22 protein-coding genes and 1 tRNA gene are annotated in these 20,202 nt (G+C 63.8%); 11 read left to right on the top strand and 12 right to left on the bottom strand.

Annotated elements, in window-relative coordinates; genetic code table 11:
- Positions 1–105: 105 nt before the first annotated feature.
- A complete protein-coding gene (locus L6637_RS21645) occupies positions 106–573 on the top strand; it encodes an NUDIX hydrolase (protein ID WP_237864634.1) in 468 nt (155 codons plus the stop codon).
- A gap of 9 nt (positions 574–582) precedes the next feature.
- Here L6637_RS21645 and L6637_RS21640 read toward each other — a convergent pair whose 3' ends face one another.
- The 4 genes from L6637_RS21640 to L6637_RS21625 all read right to left on the bottom strand — a co-directional run bounded on the left by L6637_RS21640 (position 583) and on the right by L6637_RS21625 (position 2,535).
- On the bottom strand, positions 583–825 hold the full coding sequence (locus tag L6637_RS21640) for a hypothetical protein (protein WP_377803061.1): 243 nt from the start codon (positions 823–825) through the stop codon (positions 583–585).
- Positions 822–1,310, bottom strand: coding sequence for an L-2-amino-thiazoline-4-carboxylic acid hydrolase (locus L6637_RS21635; protein WP_237864635.1), 489 nt, complete (start codon positions 1,308–1,310; stop codon positions 822–824). The genes L6637_RS21640 and L6637_RS21635 overlap by 4 nt, the downstream gene beginning before the upstream one ends.
- A gap of 240 nt (positions 1,311–1,550) precedes the next feature.
- The gene (locus L6637_RS21630; protein ID WP_237864636.1) at positions 1,551–1,967 is read right to left on the bottom strand and encodes a zinc-binding dehydrogenase; all 417 of its coding nucleotides are present in this window, start codon (positions 1,965–1,967) and stop codon (positions 1,551–1,553) included.
- On the bottom strand, positions 1,948–2,535 hold the full coding sequence (locus L6637_RS21625) for an alcohol dehydrogenase catalytic domain-containing protein (RefSeq protein ID WP_237864637.1): 588 nt from the start codon (positions 2,533–2,535) through the stop codon (positions 1,948–1,950). Before L6637_RS21625 ends, L6637_RS21630 begins: the two co-directional genes overlap by 20 nt.
- A 132-nt stretch (positions 2,536–2,667) precedes the next feature.
- Between L6637_RS21625 and L6637_RS21620 the strand changes: the two genes are divergently transcribed.
- Positions 2,668–3,243, top strand: coding sequence for a TetR/AcrR family transcriptional regulator (locus tag L6637_RS21620; RefSeq protein WP_237864638.1), 576 nt, complete (start codon positions 2,668–2,670; stop codon positions 3,241–3,243).
- A 139-nt stretch (positions 3,244–3,382) separates the two neighbouring features.
- Here the strand turns inward: L6637_RS21620 and L6637_RS21615 are convergent, their stop codons facing one another.
- From L6637_RS21615 to cpdR, 4 genes are all read right to left on the bottom strand, one after another.
- On the bottom strand, positions 3,383–3,934 hold the full coding sequence (locus L6637_RS21615) for a DUF488 domain-containing protein (RefSeq protein ID WP_237864639.1): 552 nt from the start codon (positions 3,932–3,934) through the stop codon (positions 3,383–3,385).
- Between the two features lie 28 nt (positions 3,935–3,962).
- Positions 3,963–4,178 (bottom strand): hypervirulence associated TUDOR domain-containing protein, encoded by a 216-nt coding sequence (locus L6637_RS21610; RefSeq protein ID WP_237864640.1) that lies wholly within the window; start codon positions 4,176–4,178, stop codon positions 3,963–3,965.
- Positions 4,179–4,378: 200 nt separating this feature from the next.
- A tRNA-Val gene (locus tag L6637_RS21605) sits at positions 4,379–4,453 on the bottom strand.
- 76 nt (positions 4,454–4,529) lie between these two features.
- A complete protein-coding gene (cpdR, locus tag L6637_RS21600) occupies positions 4,530–4,889 on the bottom strand; it encodes a cell cycle two-component system response regulator CpdR (protein ID WP_007597092.1) in 360 nt (119 codons plus the stop codon).
- Positions 4,890–5,217: 328 nt separating this feature from the next.
- Between cpdR and L6637_RS21595 the strand changes: the two genes are divergently transcribed.
- The 3 genes from L6637_RS21595 (at position 5,218) to L6637_RS21585 (ending at position 8,402) form a co-directional block, all read left to right on the top strand.
- Entirely contained in the window at positions 5,218–6,108 is an 891-nt protein-coding gene (locus tag L6637_RS21595; protein WP_237864641.1) for an N-formylglutamate amidohydrolase, read from the top strand.
- A 528-nt stretch (positions 6,109–6,636) separates the two neighbouring features.
- Positions 6,637–7,419, top strand: a complete 783-nt coding sequence (gene hisN / locus L6637_RS21590) for a histidinol-phosphatase (protein ID WP_237864642.1) — start codon at positions 6,637–6,639, stop codon at positions 7,417–7,419.
- Positions 7,420–7,436: 17 nt separating this feature from the next.
- Positions 7,437–8,402: a Bug family tripartite tricarboxylate transporter substrate binding protein gene (locus L6637_RS21585; RefSeq protein ID WP_237864643.1), complete on the top strand. Its 966-nt coding sequence runs from the start codon at positions 7,437–7,439 to the stop codon at positions 8,400–8,402.
- Between the two features lie 12 nt (positions 8,403–8,414).
- Here L6637_RS21585 and L6637_RS21580 read toward each other — a convergent pair whose 3' ends face one another.
- Positions 8,415–9,305 (bottom strand): LysR substrate-binding domain-containing protein, encoded by an 891-nt coding sequence (locus L6637_RS21580; RefSeq protein WP_237864644.1) that lies wholly within the window; start codon positions 9,303–9,305, stop codon positions 8,415–8,417.
- Positions 9,306–9,399: 94 nt separating this feature from the next.
- Here L6637_RS21580 and L6637_RS21575 point away from each other — a divergent pair, with 94 nt between their 5' ends.
- Positions 9,400–10,152, top strand: a complete 753-nt coding sequence (locus tag L6637_RS21575; RefSeq protein ID WP_237864645.1) for a sulfite exporter TauE/SafE family protein — start codon at positions 9,400–9,402, stop codon at positions 10,150–10,152.
- Positions 10,153–10,158: 6 nt separating this feature from the next.
- On the opposite strand, the gene L6637_RS21570 is transcribed toward L6637_RS21575, so the two are convergent.
- Positions 10,159–10,791 (bottom strand): LysE family translocator, encoded by a 633-nt coding sequence (locus L6637_RS21570; protein ID WP_237864646.1) that lies wholly within the window; start codon positions 10,789–10,791, stop codon positions 10,159–10,161.
- A 224-nt stretch (positions 10,792–11,015) separates the two neighbouring features.
- Between L6637_RS21570 and L6637_RS21565 the strand changes: the two genes are divergently transcribed.
- Entirely contained in the window at positions 11,016–12,812 is a 1,797-nt protein-coding gene (locus tag L6637_RS21565; protein ID WP_237864647.1) for an adenylate/guanylate cyclase domain-containing protein, read from the top strand.
- Between the two features lie 213 nt (positions 12,813–13,025).
- Complete coding sequence (locus L6637_RS21560) at positions 13,026–15,830, top strand: di-heme-cytochrome C peroxidase (protein WP_237864648.1); 2,805 nt, start codon at positions 13,026–13,028, stop codon at positions 15,828–15,830.
- 39 nt (positions 15,831–15,869) lie between these two features.
- On the opposite strand, the gene L6637_RS21555 is transcribed toward L6637_RS21560, so the two are convergent.
- Positions 15,870–16,817, bottom strand: a complete 948-nt coding sequence (locus tag L6637_RS21555; RefSeq protein ID WP_237864649.1) for an alpha/beta fold hydrolase — start codon at positions 16,815–16,817, stop codon at positions 15,870–15,872.
- A 218-nt stretch (positions 16,818–17,035) separates the two neighbouring features.
- Between L6637_RS21555 and L6637_RS21550 the strand changes: the two genes are divergently transcribed.
- Positions 17,036–17,497 (top strand): Hsp20 family protein, encoded by a 462-nt coding sequence (locus L6637_RS21550; RefSeq protein ID WP_237864650.1) that lies wholly within the window; start codon positions 17,036–17,038, stop codon positions 17,495–17,497.
- Positions 17,498–17,730: 233 nt separating this feature from the next.
- Positions 17,731–18,501, top strand: coding sequence for an alpha/beta fold hydrolase (locus tag L6637_RS21545; RefSeq protein WP_237864651.1), 771 nt, complete (start codon positions 17,731–17,733; stop codon positions 18,499–18,501).
- Positions 18,502–18,638: 137 nt separating this feature from the next.
- On the opposite strand, the gene L6637_RS21540 is transcribed toward L6637_RS21545, so the two are convergent.
- Positions 18,639–19,376, bottom strand: a complete 738-nt coding sequence (locus L6637_RS21540; protein ID WP_237864652.1) for a hypothetical protein — start codon at positions 19,374–19,376, stop codon at positions 18,639–18,641.
- 491 nt (positions 19,377–19,867) lie between these two features.
- Between L6637_RS21540 and L6637_RS21535 the strand changes: the two genes are divergently transcribed.
- Positions 19,868–20,202: hypothetical protein (locus L6637_RS21535; RefSeq protein WP_237864653.1), on the top strand; the 335-nt coding region annotated here is incomplete at its 3' end.

Here is a 20,202-nt window from a genome sequence, read left to right as displayed (position 1 = left end):
TGGAGGTAGCCGCTTGTTCAGCGGCCCTCCATCCGCGCGGGGCGACGGGTCTTTACCGCCCGCTCCTCATTGCGAGATCGGCCAAAGCCCACTATCCCATGCCCCATGACCACATGGCGCCCGCATCCCCACATTCGCGTCGTCGCGATCGGCCTGCACTGGCGGGGCGGGCGTCTGCTCGCGGCTGAGGTGCGCGACGATGCCGGTCGGATCAAGGGCGTCCGCCCGCTCGGCGGCGAGATCGAATTCGGCGAGAGCTGGCGCGCGGCCCTCTTGCGCGAATTCAACGAGGAGCTCGGCATCGACGTCACCATCACCGGCGAGCCGCTGATGATGGAGAACATTTTTGTCCACGAGGGCGCGACCGGGCACGAGGTGATGTTCATCGCCGAGGTCAGGTTCCCGGATGACGCCTTCAGCCGTCAGGACCGTATCGACTTCCGCGAGGACAACGGAGAAGAGATCACCGCCCGCTGGTTCGACCTCGCCGATCTCGACGTGCCTGATGGCCCGAGTCTCTATCCGACTGGACTGAAGGAGTTGCTACTCGCGCCGAAAAGCAGGTGCGACTGACAATCCCGGCTACCACGTCTCTGCGCCAGCGATCTTTTTGCGCACCGCGATGCGCTGGATCCAGATGCAGCGACGGACGGATCTGTTGGAGCGGCCGACAGCAGAAATGCCCTCGCCGGCCTGAAGCAGCGGCGCCACGCTCGCGCGCAACTCGCGGCAGCGCTCGAGCTCGGCCTGCCAGTCGATGACGGCGGCATTCGCGCTCGATGCCGTCAGCGTCGCCGCCACGGCAAGGAAAATGGTCCGCATCATTCACCCGCCCTTCCCTTTGATACATCCGCAATGCGCCGGTAGCGGAAGTCGCAATGATCGGCACCTTGCATGATGGTCTGCGTGCGCGCCAGCTTGATGTCCGGACCGAAGCCGTCCGCGGTCGCAAAGTCGGCGGTGCAAACCATGAGGAAGCCGAGCTCCGGCTCGCCCAGCGCCTTGTAGAACTCGGCATAGGCACATCGCTTCACGTCGAAGGCGAACGCATCCCGCGTCTGCTCGATCACCTCGTAGCTGAGAGCATCGTCGCGCGCGTAAGTCCTGAAGGCGGAGCCGACCGCTTTGCCGAGATCGCTCTCGTTCTTGGCCTTCCAGAACTCCTCCCCGAAGCCGCGGTAGAGGTCACCGAGCGCCTTGCGCACAATCGCGTTCGCACGGACCTCGCCGAGTTCGGCCTGAAGCGCCTTGACCAGCGGCACCAGCACTTGCGCCTGGATTTTGGCCTGTTCGATGACGGATATGCTCATGGGCGGCGTTCTCGACTTCGGCGCCTCGGTGTCAACGTGGCTCCCACTGTGACTGAATCGCGCGCGAAGCGGAGCACACTTTGAGGCACCGGTTAGATTGCATCTTCGCCAAGACGCGATCAAGGCGGACGGCGTGAATTTCCTCTCCGGTGCTGGGGAATCCCAGCGGTCTCGCGCTGTTTCTATACCAAACGGTATAGAAACATGATTTCAAAGCGCGGGACGCGCGGGAATCTTCGGTCAGGCGCGGTTTGGCGTAAAGATGACCTTGCCCTTGAAGCTCGCAGCCTGGGCGATCGCGTCGGCAAACTGCTCCAGACCGTAGGTCGCAGCGACCGGCGCAGTGAGCGCGCCGGAAGTCACCAACGGGGTCAGATGATCGTACATTTTGCCCATGGTCTCGGCGGTGGCGGTCTTGAGCCAATGCACGAGCCAGAAGCCACGCACCGACACCTCCGCAAAAATCGCTCTTTGGCTCGAACCGGAGAAGGGCTGCCCGCTCATCGCGCTGTAGATGACGACCACGCCTTTCGGTGCAACGCAGTTCATGAGGTTCATGGTCGATGGACCGCCGACCATGTCGAGTGCCAGATGGATGGGCGCTCCGCCCGTCTCGCTGGCGACGCGCTTGGGCAGATCAGGACCGTCGACGAGCACGACATCCGCTCCCCAGCGCGCGCAACTCAGGCACCAATTCCTCGCGTCGGACGACGTTCACGAGCTTGAGTCCGAGCGATTTCGCCACCGCGATGACCGAACGCCCCGTCGCCGAATTGGCGCCATTCTGAATCACCCAGCCACCGCTGGGAACCTTGACCATGTCGGTCAACAGCAGGTAGGCCGTCGCGGGATTGACGCCGACCATCGCGAGTTGCTGGACATCCGCTTGCAGCGACAAGGGCCGCTGCCACGTCGCGGCAAACTTCACCCGCTCGGTCCAGGTCGGCACCATGATCGGGATCAGGGTTCGGTCGCCTTCTTTCAGGCTCTTGACGTTTGCACCCGCCGCGACGACGCGGCCCACGCCCTCGATTCCGAGGGTGGCCGGCAGCGGCGGCAGAAATCCGTAGCGTCCTGCGGCGATCATGAGGTCGGTGGCGTTGATCGGAGCGGCCTCGACGGCGACAACGACTTCGCCGGGGCCAGGAGCGCCTACATCGGGCACATCGTTCAGCCTCACCGCGTCCGCAGGCTTTCCAAACGTCACGACCTGAACCGCCTTCATGTGTCATCTCCTGTTTTTCTATTCTGTACTCTATAGTACAGAACGAACAGAAGGTCAATGACGGCACCGGGTGCACCGGTCACGACTGCTTGAGGACTTAACATCCGCAGCAGGAGCGCATAAACAAGTTGCATGGCAAGACCACGCAGTTTCGACCCTGATGACGTGCTCGAAGTCGCGCGCGAGGTTTTCTTGCGCAAGGGCTACCAGGCGGCCTCGCTCGATGAGATCACGGCGGCGAGCGGCATCGCCAAACCGAGCCTCTATGCGGCGTTCGGTGACAAGAGCGCGCTGTTCCTGCGCGTGCTCGATCGCTACCACGACGGTATCCTCGGCTGGGCAGAGCGTGTCCTGGCCCAGCCGGGCCAGGCCCGCGACGCTATCAGGCAATGGCTCACGGGATTCGTACCGTATTGCTCGGGCACAAAGGGCGCGCGAGGCTGCCTGTCGATCAACTCGTCGACCGACGGCTCGCTCGATCAGGCAGAGATCCGCAAAAGCATCGAGCGCTACAACAGACGCCTCGAGCAGTTGTTGCGCGCACGCCTCCACGCCGACCGGGCGCAGTTCAGGAAGGGCTTTGATCCCGATCTCACGGCACACACGATCATGGTGGTGCACACGGGATTGATGTCGCTTGCGCATCAGGGGTCCGATGCGAAGCAGGTTCAGGCCGTGATCGACCAGGTGATGACCCTGCTGGCCTAAAGCGCGATGAAATTGGGTTGAATCGTCGTCGCGCTTTAGCTCTTTGTTTGAGCATGATCGTTTCGGAAAACCGCTTCACACTTTTCCGGATCATGCTCTAGGGACGGCTGGTGGCCTCCCGGGGACGGCAGGTATGACATCAAGGCGCGCGAGATTGCTCCTGCGCGGGGTAATCGAGCCGGCCGTCGGGCAGGATGTGCGCGGCCGGATTCATTTGGGCCTCTTTGACCTGTCCTGGCCCGAGAATGTGAAACACCGTCTCGCCGGCGGCGAGCAGATAATCTGTGATGATCCGGCGATGGCACCGCCACCACAATGTCTCCGCGCACATGATGGCGCAACGTCGCGCCTGCCCGAGGTCGCGCAAATGCGCGAGGCCTTCGTGAAACGCCGGCCCCATGGCGTGGTCGGCATAATTGTGAAAGCTGGCGTTCTGCCAGAAGGCATTGGTCTGCCGCGGTACTTCGTGCTTGCGGCTGCGCAGACCGCCGAGCGAGGCGATGTGCTCGTAGCCGATCGCATCGATCGCCAGCGATTGCGGCAGCGTCTCGCGATTGTACTGCGGATTGGTGCGGGATCGGGGCACGGTGCGAACGTCGGCGACGAAGCCAACCGAGCTGCCCTGCAACAGGTCGACGAACTCCTCGATCGAACGAGTGGCATGGCCGATGGTGAAGAAGGGATGAGCCATGGCAGCCCGTCAGCTCACCTTGTGCCGCTCAGCTGCGCAGCAGCCGCAACGCACGACCCTTGTGCAGGGCGACGTGGTCGGTCTTGTCGCTCTTGATCTCGTATTGCGGATCATCCGGGCTCGCGTGGTGTGTGTGCCCCTTGTAGTCGACGTCCTCAGTGTGGACGCGCAGGATATGGCCGCGCACGCGGCCGGCCTCGGAATTCCAGCTGACGTGATCGCCGCGGTGGAAGGATTTGGGCATGGAGGAACAATGCCGGAGCGTGTGGCGCGTTCCAAGGGGCGGAAGGTGAGGTGACAGTCCGTCTTCGCTCTACGAGCTACGCCGGACACGCTTCGCATTGAGATTGGATCGTGGCTTGCCTAGCCGTAGCTCGCGGCGGCAGCCCGCCTGCGCCCGTTGGGCTTCGGCGTGGCATCCTTCTCTCGCTCACGAGCGAAGGATGGTGGGCACGACAGGGATCGAACCTGTGACCCCTACCATGTCAAGGTAGTGCTCTCCCGCTGAGCTACGTGCCCTAATAGTCCGCTTGTGTCGGGTCGGGGTCCCTATAACGGCTCAGGGGAGCGCGCGCAAGGACGGAACAGGGCCAATTTAGGCCGCCAGCATCTTGTTCACTTCGCTCACCAATTCGCGCAGGTGAACCGGCTTCGACAGCACCTTGGCGTTCTTGGGCGCATCCGAATCCGAGTTCAGGGCGACCGCGGCAAAGCCGGTGATGAACATGATCTTGATGTCGGGGTCGAGTTCCGAAGCCCGGCGGGCGAGCTCGATGCCGTCCATCTCCGGCATCACGATGTCGGTCAGCAGCATCTCGAACGGCTCTTCCCGCAAGCGCTGATAGGCCGCCATGCCGTTGTCATGGGACGAGACCTGAAAACCGGCGTTTTCCAGCGCCTTGACCAGGAAACGGCGCATGTCGTTGTCGTCTTCGGCGAGCAGGATTTTTGGCATGAGCGGAACGTCGATCCCCAGAGGATATGCAGAGGTCACTAAGCCCGACAGAGGGTAAATTTGGGGTGAAAATCTTAACCCTCTGGGCTCGTGCTGCGAGGGGTGTTGTGAACCGGAATGCGGGATGAATCAATTCCGGTGCGCCCACGCATCCCCGCCTGCCTGCCCACACGGTTAAGACATGTTCCAGCGCGGATCACGCTTTTTCGCTTGGCAGAATGGTTGCGATTCCGGACAATGACGACACTTAAGAGCCGCTCGACCGGCCGAATCACCCGATCTGGACCCATGCTGGATCGTGCGGCGTGAAGGGACGAAGCCTGAGAAGATGACCCGGTTTGACGGCGAGGTGTCGCCAGCCTTCGAGATCGTGGAGCCCGCCGAGTGGCGTGCGCCTGTTATCTTCAACTCGCCCCATTCCGGCTCGACCTACCCGGACGAATTCCTGAACGCATCGCGGATCGACCTGCCGACGCTGCGGCGCTCCGAAGACTCCTTCATGGACGAGCTGACCGGCCATCTGAGCGCACGCGGCTTTCCGACCGTGCGGGTCAACTTTCCCCGCTCCTATGTCGACGTCAACAGAGAGCCCTATGAGCTCGACCCCCGCATGTTCACCGGCCGCCTGCCGAGCTTTGCTAACACCCGCTCGATGCGGGTCGCCGGCGGATTAGGCACGATTCCGCGCGTGGTCGGCGACGGCCAGGAGATCTATCGCGACCGCATCGCGGTCGATGATGCGCTGGCGCGGATCGAGACGCTGTACAAGCCGTATCATCGCGCGCTGCGCCGGCTGATCAACAAGGTGCACCAGATGTTCGGCACGGTGGTGCTGGTCGACTGCCACTCGATGCCCTCGGTCGGCGTCAGCAGGGACGAGCCGCGCCGGCCCGACGTCGTGATCGGCGACCGCTACGGCACGAGCTGCACGCCGCTGCTGCCCGACCGCGTCGAGGAAACCATGACTGGCCTCGGCTATTCGATCGGCCGCAACAAGCCCTATGCCGGCGGTTTCATCACCGAGCACTACGGCAACCCGGCGAGCGGCCTCCATGCCGTGCAGCTCGAGTTCAACCGCGCGATCTATATGGATGAGCGCCGCCGTGAGCGCAGCCCGCGCTTTGCGCAAGTGGCAAGCGACTTTGGCGTTCTCGCCGACGTGCTGGCGACCACGATTCCGTTCGGCGATCTCGGTCCGTTCCAGGCCGCCGCGGAATAGACGCGCGTCTCGGACGATCGTCTTGCCTGCGATTGCGTTTTCGCTTCGCGAGGGATCGCGCACCAAACTGAAAACAGACCGACAAGAAAAAAGGGCCGCTCGCGAATGACGCAAGCGGCCCAAGTCTAGGGAGGAAACGCCCAAGGAGGGCAGCGATAACGCGAGAAGCGCTACCGCACCGCAACAATATGCGGCCGCGCCGCACAAAGTGCAAGGGCTTTTGAGCCGTTTCCCATGCAAAAACACATGGCTCGGTTGCTCCAAAAGAAACCCAGATTCAGTTTCTTTGATAAGGAAATTCAATGGGTTGATAGTCATTTGCATACGAACGAGGCATGCTCGGAACTAAGTTTTCAAGTCGGTGATCGATATTTGGCCAGCATATGGCTCGGCATTTGGCTCACTGGGGTTTGCCGGTAACCGGATCCAAAATACCAGGGTGCAAATCAAGACAGCGCTGCACGTGAGGAGCGAATTGAGCTAGGCAGATTGCGAGCTTCACCCAACTTTCGTTTTTGAGGATGCGCCGTGACGGTGATCGACTTCTCAGCCTTCATCGGACGACTTGCCACTGCCTCCGGCGAGACCATCCTCCCGTTCTTCCGCACCTCGCTGTCGATCGACGACAAGAGCAAGACCAAGGATTTCGATCCCGTCACGGAAGCCGACCGCGCCGCGGAGGCGGTGATGCGGCGGCTGATCAAGGCGAGCTTCCCCCAGCACGGCATCGTCGGCGAGGAATTTGGCAATGAGCGCGAGGATGCCGACTATGTCTGGGTGCTCGACCCCATCGACGGCACGAAGTCCTTTATCGGCGGCTTTCCAATCTGGGGCACGCTGATCGCGCTGCTGCACAAGGGCTCCCCCGTCTACGGCATGATGCACCAGCCCTTCATCGGCGAGCGCTTTTCCGGCGACAATGGCTCGGCCAATTATAAGGGCCCCTCCGGCGAGCGCCGGCTGCAGGTCCGCCGCTGCGCCTCGCTGTCGGAGGCCACGACCTACACCACCTCTCCCTTGCTGATGAACGAGCGCGACCGCGCCATTTTCGGCCGCATCGAGCAGGGGGCACGGCTGTCGCGCTACGGCGGCGATTGCTATTCCTATTGCATGCTCGCGGCCGGCCATGTCGATCTCGTGGTCGAAACCGAGCTGAAGCCTTACGATATCGCAGCGCTGATCCCGATCGTGACCGGCGCCGGCGGCGTCGTCACCACCTGGGAAGGCAAGCCGGCCCAGGGCGGCGGCCGCATTGTCGCTGCGGGCGATCCACGTGTCCACGAAGAAGCACTGAAGCTGCTCAACGGATAGGCGATGCGGGAGCTTGCATGAAAAAACGCCGCGCGCTCCTTCTCGCCATCCTGCTTCAGTTTCCAACGCTGGCCTCCGCCCAGAATTTTCCGGCAAAGCCGATCAAGCTGATCGTGCCGTTCCCGGCCGGCGGCCCCAATGACATTATCGCCCGTGTCGTCGGCCAGCGCATGTCGGAACTATCTGGGCAGCCGGTGCTGATCGACAATCGCGGCGGCCAGGGCGGCGTGCTCGGCACCGACGCGGTCGCAAAGAGCCAGCCCGACGGCTACACCATCGCCATCTCCTCGGCCGGCGCGCTTGCGATCAGCCCGAGCATGGAGAAGGTCGCCTACGACACGCTCAACGACCTCGCGCCGGTGACGCTGGTCGCGACCGTGCCGGAAATGCTGGTTGTCGCCGCCAATGTGCCGGCCAAGGACATCGGCGAGTTGATCGCACTCGCCAAGGCGCAGCCCGGAAAACTCAACTTCGCCTCTTCCGGCCCCGGAAGCCTGCCGCATCTCGCCGGCGAACTCTTCAAGCTGACGGCCAAGATCGACATCGTCCACGTGCCCTATCGCGGCGCCGCGCCGGCCGTGAACGATCTGCTGGGCCAGCAAGTGCAGATGACCTTCCTCGATCTCCCGGTGCTGCTGCCGCAAGTCAAGGCCGGCGCCCTGAAGCCGATCGCGATCGGCTCGGTGGAGCGCGCGCCAACCGCCCCCGACGTGCCGACCACGAAGGAAGCCGGCTTCCCCGACCTGCGCATCGAGAACTGGTACGGCATGGTGGCGCCCAAGGGCACGCCCAAGGAAATCGTCACCGCGCTGCATGACCTCGCGACCAAGGCGATGGCGGATCCGGCGGTGAAGGAGAAGCTGGCCGCACAAGGCGCGACGCTTGTCGGCGACGAGCCCGAGCATTTTCGCAGCTTCATCGCGGACGAGACCAAGAAGTGGGCGAAGGTGATCAAGGACGCCGGCGTCGAGACGGCGAAGTAGTGCTCTTGCGCCTCACACCGCCTCTGCCCGCAAATGCTCCGCCAGCATCTTGGCCGGCCGTGGCAGCGCCTTGAAACTGCGCGCGCAGATCACGAGCTTCCGGTTGGCGAAGGCGTCGCGCAGGCGGACGATGGCGAGCGGCATCAGTTTTGCGCAGCGGCGGGCGGCGGCTTCGGGCACCAAGGCGACACCGACATCGGCCGAGACCAGCTGGCAGATCGCATCGAAGTCGCGCAGGCGCGCCCGAAAATGCGGGCGCATGCCGAGCCGCGCGGCATGCTTTGAAATGTGCATCTGAAGCGCGGTGGCGCTGGTGAGGCCGACGAACTCGCAGGCGCCCGCCTCCTGGAAATCGATCTGGCGGCGGCCGGCAAACGGGCCCCGCCTCGACGTCACCAGCGTCAGGCGGTCCTCGCTGAACACGAAGCGCTCGATATGATCGGGCAGCGCGTGCTCGGCGGCAAAGCCGAGATCGGCGGCTCCGGCCGTGATCGCGGCAGCAATGTCGGTGCTCTCGCGCTCCTCGATGTCGATGGCGACGTCGCGATGCTCGCGCAGGAAGCCGGCGAGCGCCTTCGGCAGGTGCTCCGACAGGCCCGACGTGTTGGCCAGGAAATGAACGCTGGCGCGCACGCCGCTGGCAAAGCCGGCGAGATCGCCGCGCATGGCGTCGACCTGGTGAATCACGAGCCGCGCGTGATCCAGCAGGCTCTCGCCGGCCGCGGTCAGCTCGACACCGCGCCGCCCTCGCTTGAGCAGGGCGACGCCAAGCGCGTCCTCGAGACCCTTGATCCGTGCGCTGGCCGAAGCCAAGGCGAGATTCGATCGCTCGGCACCGCGGGTGATGCTGCGCTGGTCGGCGACCGCGATGAAGAGCTGGAGATCGACGAGGTCGAAACGCACAGCTTTTCCTCCATAATCAGCCTTCGTGATGGACGAAGGCTATCTCCGTAACCTCCAGATTGTGCCCCCGCGCCGCTTCGGTCAATGTGGCTGCATGATCGACCCGCTTCTCATCCTCATCGCCGCCGTCTTCCTGGTCGCCGGCTTCGTCAAGGGCGTCGTCGGGCTCGGCCTGCCGACCGTGTCCATGGGCCTGCTCGCGGTGAACATGGCGCCGAGCCGCGCCATCGCCATCGTGATCGTGCCCGCCATCGTCACCAACATCTGGCAGACCTTTGTCGGCCCTCACCTGCGCGACATCCTCAGGCGCTTGTGGCCGCTGATGATCGGCACCGTGATCGGATGCTGGCTCAATGCCGGCGCGCTGACTGGTCCCTATGCGCGCTACGGCACCGTGGTGCTCGGCGTGCTGCTGGTGATCTACGCGATGATCGGCCTCAGCAAGTTCAAATTCCACGTCGCGCCGCAAAACGAGAAATGGGTCGGCGGCGTGGTCGGTGTCGTCACCGGCGTGATTTCGGCCTCGACAGGCGTGCAGGTGATCCCCTCGATGCCGTTCATGCAGGCGATCGGGATGGAGAAGGACGAGCTGGTGCAGGCGCTCGGCGTGTTCTTCACCACGGCGACGCTGGCGCTGGCCTTCAATCTCACCGCGGGCGGATTGCTGACGCCGGCCAATGCCGTCCCGGGCACCGTCGCCATGGCGATGGCCTTTGCCGGGATGTATCTCGGCCAGTCAGTGCGGCAGCGGATGCCGGCGGAGGCGTTCCGCCGCTGGTTCCTGGTCGCGATGATCCTGCTCGGCGTTTATCTCGCCGGCAGCGCGCTGCTCAAGGAATTTGGGTAACCGAGGTTACCGCGCCTCCAGCATGGCGACGCGGATGCCGAGATAGATAAAGAGGCCGCCGAGCGTCCGATTGACCCAGGCGATCACGCCCTCGGACCGCCGCAGGCGATGAGCGGCCTTGGCCGCGAACGCCGCCAGCACCAGGCACCACAGGGTCCCCGTGCAGATGAAGATCAGGCCCAGCGTCAGAAAGGCCAGCGGCTTGTGCGGCGCATCGGCTGCGACGAATTGAGGCAGGAAGGCCAGGAAGAACAGCGCGACCTTGGGATTGAGCGCGTTGGTGAAGACGCCCTGGAGGAAAACCCGTCGCAGCGAGCTGCGCTCCGCCTCGTCCTTGACCGCCAGAAGCTGCGGCCGCGACCACAGCATCTGAAGCCCGGTCAGGACCAGATAGGCCGCGCCGACCAGCTTCAGCACCCCGAACGCGGTGGATGAGGCCATCAAGAGCGCCGAAAGGCCGATCGCCGCGCCCGCGACATGGAAAAAGCAGCCGCAACTGATGCCGAAGGCTGCGGCCGCCCCGCCGCGCCAGCCCATCTGCATGCTGCGGCCGATCACGTAGACCGTGTCGGGCCCCGGCGTGATGTTGAGCAGCACCCCCGACAGGACAAAGAGCCAGATTTCGTGAATGCCCAGCATGGTGAGGTCCTCGCCGCCCGGCCGGGCGGCCTCAAGGGACTGGCCTTAGTTGGTTCGCACCCCGCCGTCCACCACCGGAAATGGTTAGGATTTGCGTCGAATTTGCAATGCGGATCATACTTTCGTTCGGCTCGATGTGCTCTATAAGGACGCAAGTTCTTGAAATGCTGGATTCGCGGCGACGGCCCGCTGGTGGCGTCCCGCTCCCTTGGAGCTCCGAGGATATGGAAAGACGTCTGGCCGCCATCGTCTGCGCCGATGTCGCCGGCTATTCCCGGATGATGGGCAGTGACGAAGCCGGCACCCATGCCGTCTTCAAGGCCCATCGCAGCGCGATTCATCCGATCATCCTCAACCATGGCGGCCGTGTCGTCAAAAACACCGGCGATGGCTTCCTGCTGGAGTTTCCCTCCATCGTCGGCGCCGCAGAGGCCGCGATCGCGATGCAGGTGTTGATGGCGGAGCGCAACCATCATCTGCCTGCCGACCGCGCCATGCAGTTCCGGCTCGGCATCCACATGGGCGACGTCATCGCCGACGAGGACGAGGTGTTCGGTGACGACGTCAACATCGCCGTCCGCCTCGAATCGGTGGCGAACCCCGGCGGGTTCGCGATCTCGGCCAAGGCCTACAGCGAGGCGAGCAAGCATCTCACCGTGCCGCTGGTCGATGGCGGCAACCACCGCTTCAAGAACATCAAGGATCCGGTCGGGGTCTGGACCTGGACGCCCGACGGCGCCACCGCGCTCGCGCGCGAAGTGAAAGAAGGGTCGGCGCTGTCGCAGCCGAACCGCACGGCGATCGTGGGCGTGCTGCCCTTTGCCAATCTCAGCGACGCCCAGGACGAATATTTCTCCGACGGCCTGACCGAGGATCTGATCCACGCGCTGTCGCTGCAATCCTTCTATCGCGTGCTGAGCCGCAACTCGACCTTCGCCTTCAAAGGCAAGAACGCGAGCACCCGCGTGATCGCGCGCGAGATCGACGCCACCTATCTGATCCAGGGCTCGGTGCGGCGCGCCGGCGCCAAGATCCGCGTCACCGCCGAGCTGATCGCGCCGGAGACCGGCGAGCAGCTCTGGACCGGCCGTTACGACCGGGACATCGGCGACCTCTTCGCCATGCAGGACGAGATCACGACCAGCCTGTCCGCGGCCATCGCCACCGAGATCGTCCGCGCCGAGGCCTCCGCGCCGGCGCGCCCGACCAACGACGTCACGGCCTGGGACCGCTTCCTGAAAGGCCTGTCGCATTATTACCGGCAGACCAAGGAAGACCTAGGCACGGCCGTCGCCCTGTTCCGGGAGGCGATCGCGCTCGATCCCAAGCTGTCGATCGCGCATGCCTATCTCGCCACGATCCAGATCCAAAGCATCCAGTTCGGCTGGGTCAAGGGCACGCGCGAGATGTGGGCTGAGGCGATGAGCCTCGCCGAAACCAGCGTGCGGCTCGATCCGCGCTCCTCCTTTGCGTTCTCGATCCTGTCCTGGGCGCATGCGATGGAAGGGCATGACGAAGCGGCGATGGACGCCGCCAAGCGTGCCGTCGCCCTCAACCCCTACGACATGGGCGCGCGCGGCGTGCTCGGCATCTGCCACTTCGTGATCGGCGAGCACCGTCAGGCGATCGAGCTGTTCTCGATGGCGGCCCAACGCGATAACAGCGACCCACGCTATCAATGGGCGGCGCTGAACGCCTTTAGCCACTATCTCCTCCGCCAGTATGACGCGACCCTGTCCTGGGCCCGCGAGCAGCTCTACATCAACCCGAACCATATGCAGGCACTGGCGATCAGCGCCGCGGCGCTGGCGCAGATGGGCCGGACCACTGATGCGAGCGAGGCGACAGGCGTGCTGATGCGCAATTACCCGACCCTGAACGTCGATCGCCATTTGCGGAATTTTCACTGGAAGCGGTCCGAGGATATCGCGCATTACCGCGACGGGCTGCTGAAGGCAGGCGTACCGGCCAGCAAGCTCACCTTGGTCCAGAGCGACGTCAGACGCGCTGCGGAATCCTGACGGCAGCATCCTCTGGGCGAGGTCCCGCGAGCAGACTCGCGGGTGCGCTGCGGTCTCACCGCAGCGTTATTGACAGCAGAGCGAATTCAGCCACACTTCGTCACACCCTGAAGTAGCATAGCTACGGCCCGTCCGCTGTCTGTTTGTTAGGACTTTCTGCGCTTGATCGGCGCGGCCGCTTTTCACGATTCGTATGTTTTCAGGACTTTGCCGATGGATGACTCCCGCAAGAAGCCCTTTGATCCTTCAATCGAAGTCTCTCCTGATAATCCCTGCCCTTTCCTGCGCGGCCTCGTCGGCGAAGGCTTTGTCGACGGCGGCACTGTCCCGCTGCGGACGATTTCGCAGACCATCGCAAATGCAAGCGGCGAGACCGGGCTGAAAAAGACCTCGGCCCGCATCCAGGTCCGCGGCGTCGCGCTGATCGCCAACGGCGCCTGTCATATCCTGCAGAGCATCTTCTGGGGCGCACAGCTCAATCGCTTGCGCGGCGGACCGCTCGACAAGCTCGGTGCGGGCTCGCGCATCCTCGGCGTCGACGGCAAGGTCAACGAGGACCAGATCGCGCGGCTCGCCGGTTTCGGTAGCACCTATGCCGACCCGGAGAGCGGCAGCGAGGTCGGGCTCAACGCCTCGCAGATCCAGACCTTCATGAACGACAATCTCAAGCGCGCCGGCAATCAGGCGCGCTGGTACTACCCGATCCTGATGAAGTTTGAATGGCCGATCCTGCTCAGGATCATGGGCAAGGGTCAGGGTGATGACCGCTATCTCAGCGTGGCGGAGGTGAGGACGTTGTTCAACGAGCGCAAATTCCCTGAGAGGATCACCCAGCGGATGGTCAGCCAGCCGGTCCGCCCGCCTTCACTCATCTTGCGCGCAGCCGGCGGCCTCGTCGCAGCGCTCCTCGTTTTTGGCATCGTGGCGCTGCGCTTTCCCGATCAATTCCAGCCGATACTGCCCGGCATCCTCGGGAATCTGGTGGCGCCGCCATTACCTAAGCTCGTCGAACCCCGCGCCGCGTACTGGCTCGAGCAGAACTGGGCGCTGGAGGACCGGCACTGGTTTCATCACGCCAGCCAGGGCACCGCGACCTTCCCGGTGCCCTATAGCTGGTTCATGGCGCTGGAGCAGCCGCGGCTGCATTTCTTCGCAAAGCCCGGGATGCTGCACGACAGCGACCATCTGCAGCGCTTCGGTTTCATCCCGAGCCCGCAGACGATCAACACCGATGAGGCCACGCTCCGCCGCTTCGGCTACGCCAACGTCTATGACAAGACCAAGCCGGTGCCGGCGCGGCTGTGGGATCCGCCGGTCAACTGGGGCAAGCAGGCCGAAAACGTCGACGGCCTGCCCGTCGGCTTTGCGCGCATGACCGGCGTGTCCGATCCCGCGACCGGTAAGATCGGCGAGGACCGGATTGGCCTCACCTGCGCCGCCTGCCACACCGGACAGATCCACTACAAGGGCATCGACATCCGCTTCGACGGCGGCCCGGCGATGACCGACCTCAGGAAGCTCGAGGTCACGACCGGCCTCTCGATCGCCTACACGCTCTATGTGCCGGGTCGCTTCAAGCGCTTTGCCGATCGTGTGCTCGGCCCTTCCGCCAGCGATGCGGACCGCGATGCGCTGAAGCAGAAGCTCAGCGCGATTGGCACATTCCTGGTCGACTGGGAGAAGACCTACGCGAAAACCATCGAGGGCAAGACGCGGTTCAACGAGAAGACCAAGCGGGACGAACCACAGCAGGACACCGAGGAAGGATATGGCCGCCTCGACGCGCTCAACCGCATCGGCAATCAAGTCTTCTCCCAGGATATGGCGCTCAGCGGCCTCAGCGGCTTCGAGAAGAATCTGCATGCCAAGGACGCGCCGGTCAGCTTCCCGCCGATCTGGACCGTGCCCTGGCTCAAATATGCGCAGTATGACGCCTCGATCGAGCAACCGCTGATCCGCAACGCCGGCGAAGCACTGGGCGTAACCGCGCTGCTCAATTTGTCCGACACCACGCCCAAGGACGCGCTGTTCCGCTCCTCGATGGACATCAAAAATCTGAACTGGATCGAGGATCTGCTGAAAGGGTCGGCGCCCTATCCGAAGAAGCAGCTCTCCGGACTGACATCGCCGAAATGGCCCTCTGACATCTTCGGCGACGATGCCTGGAAGATCGATGGCGACCGCGTCAAACGCGGCCGCAAGCTCTATGCGGAGATCTGCGTCGAATGCCATCTCGGTCCGGTCAACGATCCCGTCTTCGACACCGAATTTCCTGACAAGAGCATCTGGTCCTCGGACCGCTGGCAAACCATCGGCGACGACAAATTCCTGAACGAGGTGCAGAAGAGCGCCAAAGGCATGGGGACCGACCCCTCTCAGGCCAGCGTGCTGGCAACGCGCATTGTTCAGGTGCCGGGCTTTCTCAAGCTCGATCCCACGCAGAAGCTCAATGCCTGGTGGAATTGCAATCTGCCTGAGGTGTCGTCCACCGACATGCCGTACGCTCTTGGCCTGATGGTGCTCGTCGACATCGTCAGTCGCAAGGCAATGGACGATGCCAAGATCGACCCGAAAGTTCAGGATATCTGGTGGGGCAAGCGCAAGAACTGCCCGAATTCTGGTCCGCAACCGCCCGAGAAGAATGAGCCGGGGCCCTGGTATCGCGCGCGACCGCTCAACGGCGCCTGGGCCACCGCGCCCTATCTGCACAACGGATCGGTGCCCTCGCTCTACTGGATGCTGAGCCCCGCGGCCGAACGCCCCAAATCGTTCTGCATGGGCGGTGGCCGCGACTACGATCCGAAGCAGGTCGGCTTTGCGGTCACCGACGGCGAGAGCTGCAAGACCGGTCAGTCTCGCTTCTCGACGCGAGCCGCTGATGGCACCGACTTGTTCGGCAACAGCAATGCCGGCCATTCGTTCGATGGCACGCCGGGCCCCGGCAAGGACGGCACCATCGGCCGCGTGCTCAAGGAGCAAGAGCGCTACGATCTGATCGAGTATCTGAAGACGCTGTGAGTTGCTTCTTCACCTGGGGCGAGGGAGAAGACCGCCACTTCACTTGAACAATGGCGTGCCCGGCACGAAGGCGTCGAACGCCGCCCAGAACTGGGAGCGGTAGCGGTCCTGCTCCTGGAGGATCTCGTGCTTGGAGCCGGCGATCACCAGATGCGAGCCCGCGCGCAAATGGTAGGCGAACTCCTCGATCGCCGCGGTCGAGACCACGGCGTCGTTGGAGGCCGCCAGCATCAGGATCGGCTGGCGGATCTCGGAGGGGTAATGGATGCCCTTGAAGGTGTGCATGGCGCGGAAGGCGGTATCGGCCCAGGCCACCGTGGGGGATGCCAGGCCCAGCGTCGGGTCCTCCTCCAGGATCGCGGCGTTGCGCGCATAGCGCACCGGATCGCTGGTCAGCGGATTGTTGATGAAAGGTGACAACCCAGTGAGGTCATCGCTGCCGCCAGGAATGTATGCGCCGCCCCGTCCCAGCATGCGCATCGTCTTCAACAGTGCCCGCACCGGAAACGAGGTGGAGCGACCGGGCAGGTCGATCATCGGCGCCGACAGCACCATGCGATCGAACCACCGCTTGCCCGCATGTGCGAGCCGCAACAGCACCGCGCCGCCCATGGAATGGGCCAGCGCGAAGAACGGCGGCGGACAATCCGGCAGCACCACCTGCTGCACGAAAGCCTCGACGTCGATCTCGTAGTCCGAGAAGTTGCGCACATAGCCCTTGCGCGGATCGCGCAGCCGCCGCGCGGAGTGCCCCTGCCCGCGCCAGTCGATCATTGCCACCGCAAAGCCACGGTCGCGCAAATCGCGCACGGTCTCGAAATATTTCTCGATCTGTTCGCTGCGGCCGGTGAAGACGCAGACCGTGCCCTTGCGGTTTGCCGGCGGCGCCCAGCGCGCAAAGCGTAGCTCGACGCCATCCGAGGTCTTGATGGTGCCGCTGACGACGTCTTCGGGAACGGGGTTGGACGGAATCGAGACCAGCGTCATGAGAGTGCGTAGGCGCCAAGTGCAGCAAATCAAGGGGCGGGAGCGCCGAAAAGGCGCTTGTTTCCGCCCTCTTGAACGCCGTCTGGACCCACCCATATCATCTCAGTGCAGGCCGCTACCAGTGTTTCGAAACCGGAACATCAGGCTGCACACAGACTAAAGCCCGGCCCGATTGGCGGGCGGGTTACCAAAACAGTCGCTCAATGGAGGACTTGACCATGCGTACCTACGATCTCACCCCGTTCTATCGTTCCACCGTCGGCTTCGACCGCCTCTTCAACCTGCTCGACCAAGCAGGCACGGACGGCAGCCCCGGCTACCCCCCCTACAACATCGAGCGCACCGGCGAGAACGCCTACCGCATCACCGTTGCGGTCTCGGGCTTTGCCAAGGATGAGCTCTCCATCGTCGCGAAGGAAAACACGCTGACGATCAAGGGCGAGAAAGTCGCCAACGAGAACTCGAAATCCGAAGTGCTCTATCGCGGCATCGCCGCCCGCGCCTTCGAGCGCGCCTTCCAGCTTGCCGACTTCGTGCAGGTGAAGGACGCTTCGCTCGAGAACGGCCTGCTTCATGTCGACCTTGTACGCGAGATTCCCGAAGCCAAGAAGCCGCGCCAGATCGCGATCAACGCCGGCGCTGCCAAGGCGCAGGTGATCGAGAGCTCGGTCGCCGCGTAAAGCGCGTATCAACTTCCAGGTTACGAAAACGCCTCGGTGCCCCCGGGGCGTTTTTTCGTTCTTACATCGCCGCTCGCCCTGCCGCCGTCCGGGCTTGCGCAAAGGCGACACCACTTTGCTGAATTGCCCGATTGGATGGTTGCAGCGCATCACGGGCCGGTGAGCCGACGTAACGCTGCCGCCTGACACTCCGTATTTTGTGTGCCGAGCCCAAAACAAGACGGAGAACGATCATGACTTTCTGGCGCAGCCTTTTCGTCGCCGCGAGCCTGCTGGCGGCCCCCATCAGCCTTGCCCATGCGCAGACCCCAACCGCGGTGAAAGCCAAGAACGTCGTGCTGGTGCATGGCGCCTGGGCCGACGGTTCAAGTTGGTCGGAGGTGATCCCGATCCTCCAGGCTGCCGGCCTCAACGTCACTGCCGTGCAGAATCCGCTGGGCTCGCTCGCCGAGTCGGTCGAAGCGACCAAGCGTGTGCTGGCCGAGCAGGATGGTCCGACCGTGCTGGTGGCGCATTCCTGGGGCGGCACCGTGATCAGCCAGGTCGGCACCGACCCGAAGGTTACCGGCCTCGTCTACATCGCCGCACGCGCCCCCGATGCCAACGAGGACTTTGTCGCGCTGTCGAAGCAGTTTCCGACGGGCCCTGCGCGTGCCGGCATCGTCGAGCACGACGGCTACACCAAGCTGTCCGAAGACGCGTTCCTTAAATATTTCGCCAACGGCGTGAAGCCGGAGCAGGCGAAGGAGCTCTACGCCGTGCAATGGCCGACGGCCGCCTCGATATTCGCCGGTCGCACCACGGAAGCCGCCTGGCACTCCAAGCCGAGCTGGTACGCGGTGTCGAAGAAGGACGGCACCATCAATCCCGATTTCGAACGCTTCCTCGCCAAACGCATGAACGCCACCACGATCGAGCTCGACGCCGGCCACCTCTCGCTGGTGTCGCATCCGAAGGAAGTTGCGAATTTGATCCTGGAGGCGGCGGGGTATCCGCGGAGCTGAGCCGCGATTGCGGAAACACAAAAGGCGCCTGAGATCTCAGGCGCCTTTTGTGTTGCCCAGCTCTCTCCTCATTGTCGTCCCGGCGAAGGCCGGGACGACACCGATGGTTTGGCTGGCGCCTGCGCCTCCAACTCGCGCTAATCCAATCCTTGCGCCGCCGGCATCTCCTGCGTCGGCAGGATCGTGACGGCCGGCTTGGCCTGGCCGACGGTCGGCGCAGCCTCCGCGGGCTTGGCTTGCACGGCCGCCGTCTGCTGTGCGGGTTGAGCCTGAGGAGCCTGCTCGGCGGGCTTGGCGGCCACCACCGGCGTCTCGGCGCGCTGCGGAGCCGCCTTGGGCAGCGGCACAGTGCGGCTGGCGACATGCGGGATCGAGGCAGGCGGGCGCGGCGGGCCGCCGCGAACCATGGTCGGCGGCGGCAGCGCGCTTTGCGGCCGGTAAGGTGCAACCGTCGGCTCCTCATAAGCGGGGGCCATGCCATAGGCGTCGGCGGCCGGCATGAAACGGATGATCCGGCCGTCGCGAGCGTCGATCACAAGCCGGCCGTCATCACCACGACGGTCGATCACCGCAATGGTGTAGACCGCGCCACGCAGGCGCGGGATGCCGAGCGGCGAGAAGCCGTTGTCGCGCAGGACCGCGTAGACCTCGATGGCCGGCAGTAGCGCCGGCCCCACGCCGCGTTCCTCATAGCCATAGCGGTAGCCGTAGCGCGGCGGCGGAGGCGCAGCCTCCGGCGGCGCGTAGGGGCCGTCGAAATCCGAGACGGCGATATAGGCCCCGCGCGCGGTTCCTTTCGCCGGCACCTGGGCCTCCGCGGCATTTGCTACCAGCGCCAGCGCGGCGGCGGCCACACATCCTGTGAAAAACTTCATGGTCGACACGCTCCTGTCAGGCCCCTCATGGCCTGGCGCTCTTTCGCTTTTGACGGCGTGGCGCACGTTCCGAAGGGGCGATCCGAAGCTTCATTGGGGATTTCGGCGCCGCTTGGGCCGGATCAGGGCGCGTTTGCTTCAAAACCGGGGCGCGCAACTTTTGGAAAGCGATCGATTGACATATGAGGAATCGGGACTTCCGCGCGCTTGTGTGATAGACAAAAATTTGGCAAGGTGACGTTTAGGACAGGAAGACTGTCTCAATTTTGCTTGCGGTTCCGGCATACGGATTGCAACGAAAGTCGGGTGCTTCCGAGCACCATAAGGCAACAGGAAAAGCCGTTCTCGGGGACGAAGAACGCCTTGGCCTGAATTTAAGAAAATGCGGCTCGCAGCGGACGAGCGGTGACCCAGAGGCGGGTGCCGCGGAACGCCCAAGGTGCGCCGAAGATGGCGGTGAGGCAGCTTGCCGCATGGAGAGGATTGGAACAATGAACGGGTCGCAATTCGAGAGCGGAAACATCGTGGCAGAAGAGCTGTCGGCGACGGTCGCCTCGAAAACGACCGACCCGATTCAGGAACATAATTCGCGCCCCAAAGCCGAAGGCCTGTACGACCCGAGCCTGGAGAAGGATAGCTGCGGCGTCGGCTTCATCGCCAACATCAAGGGCAAGAAGTCGCACGAGATCGTCTCGGACGCGCTGAGCATCCTCTGCAACCTCGAGCATCGCGGCGCTGTCGGCGCCGATCCGCGCGCCGGTGACGGCGCCGGCATCCTGGTGCAGATCCCGCACGCCTTCTTCAGCCGCAAGGCCAAGGAGAACAA

Origin of the sequence: Bradyrhizobium zhengyangense (genome assembly GCF_022012435.1) — a bacterium.
Classification (GTDB): Bacteria; Pseudomonadota; Alphaproteobacteria; order Rhizobiales; family Xanthobacteraceae; genus Bradyrhizobium; species Bradyrhizobium zhengyangense.
The sequence above is the reverse complement of the archived record's forward strand: the minus strand, read 5'-3'. Positions and strand labels throughout refer to the sequence as shown.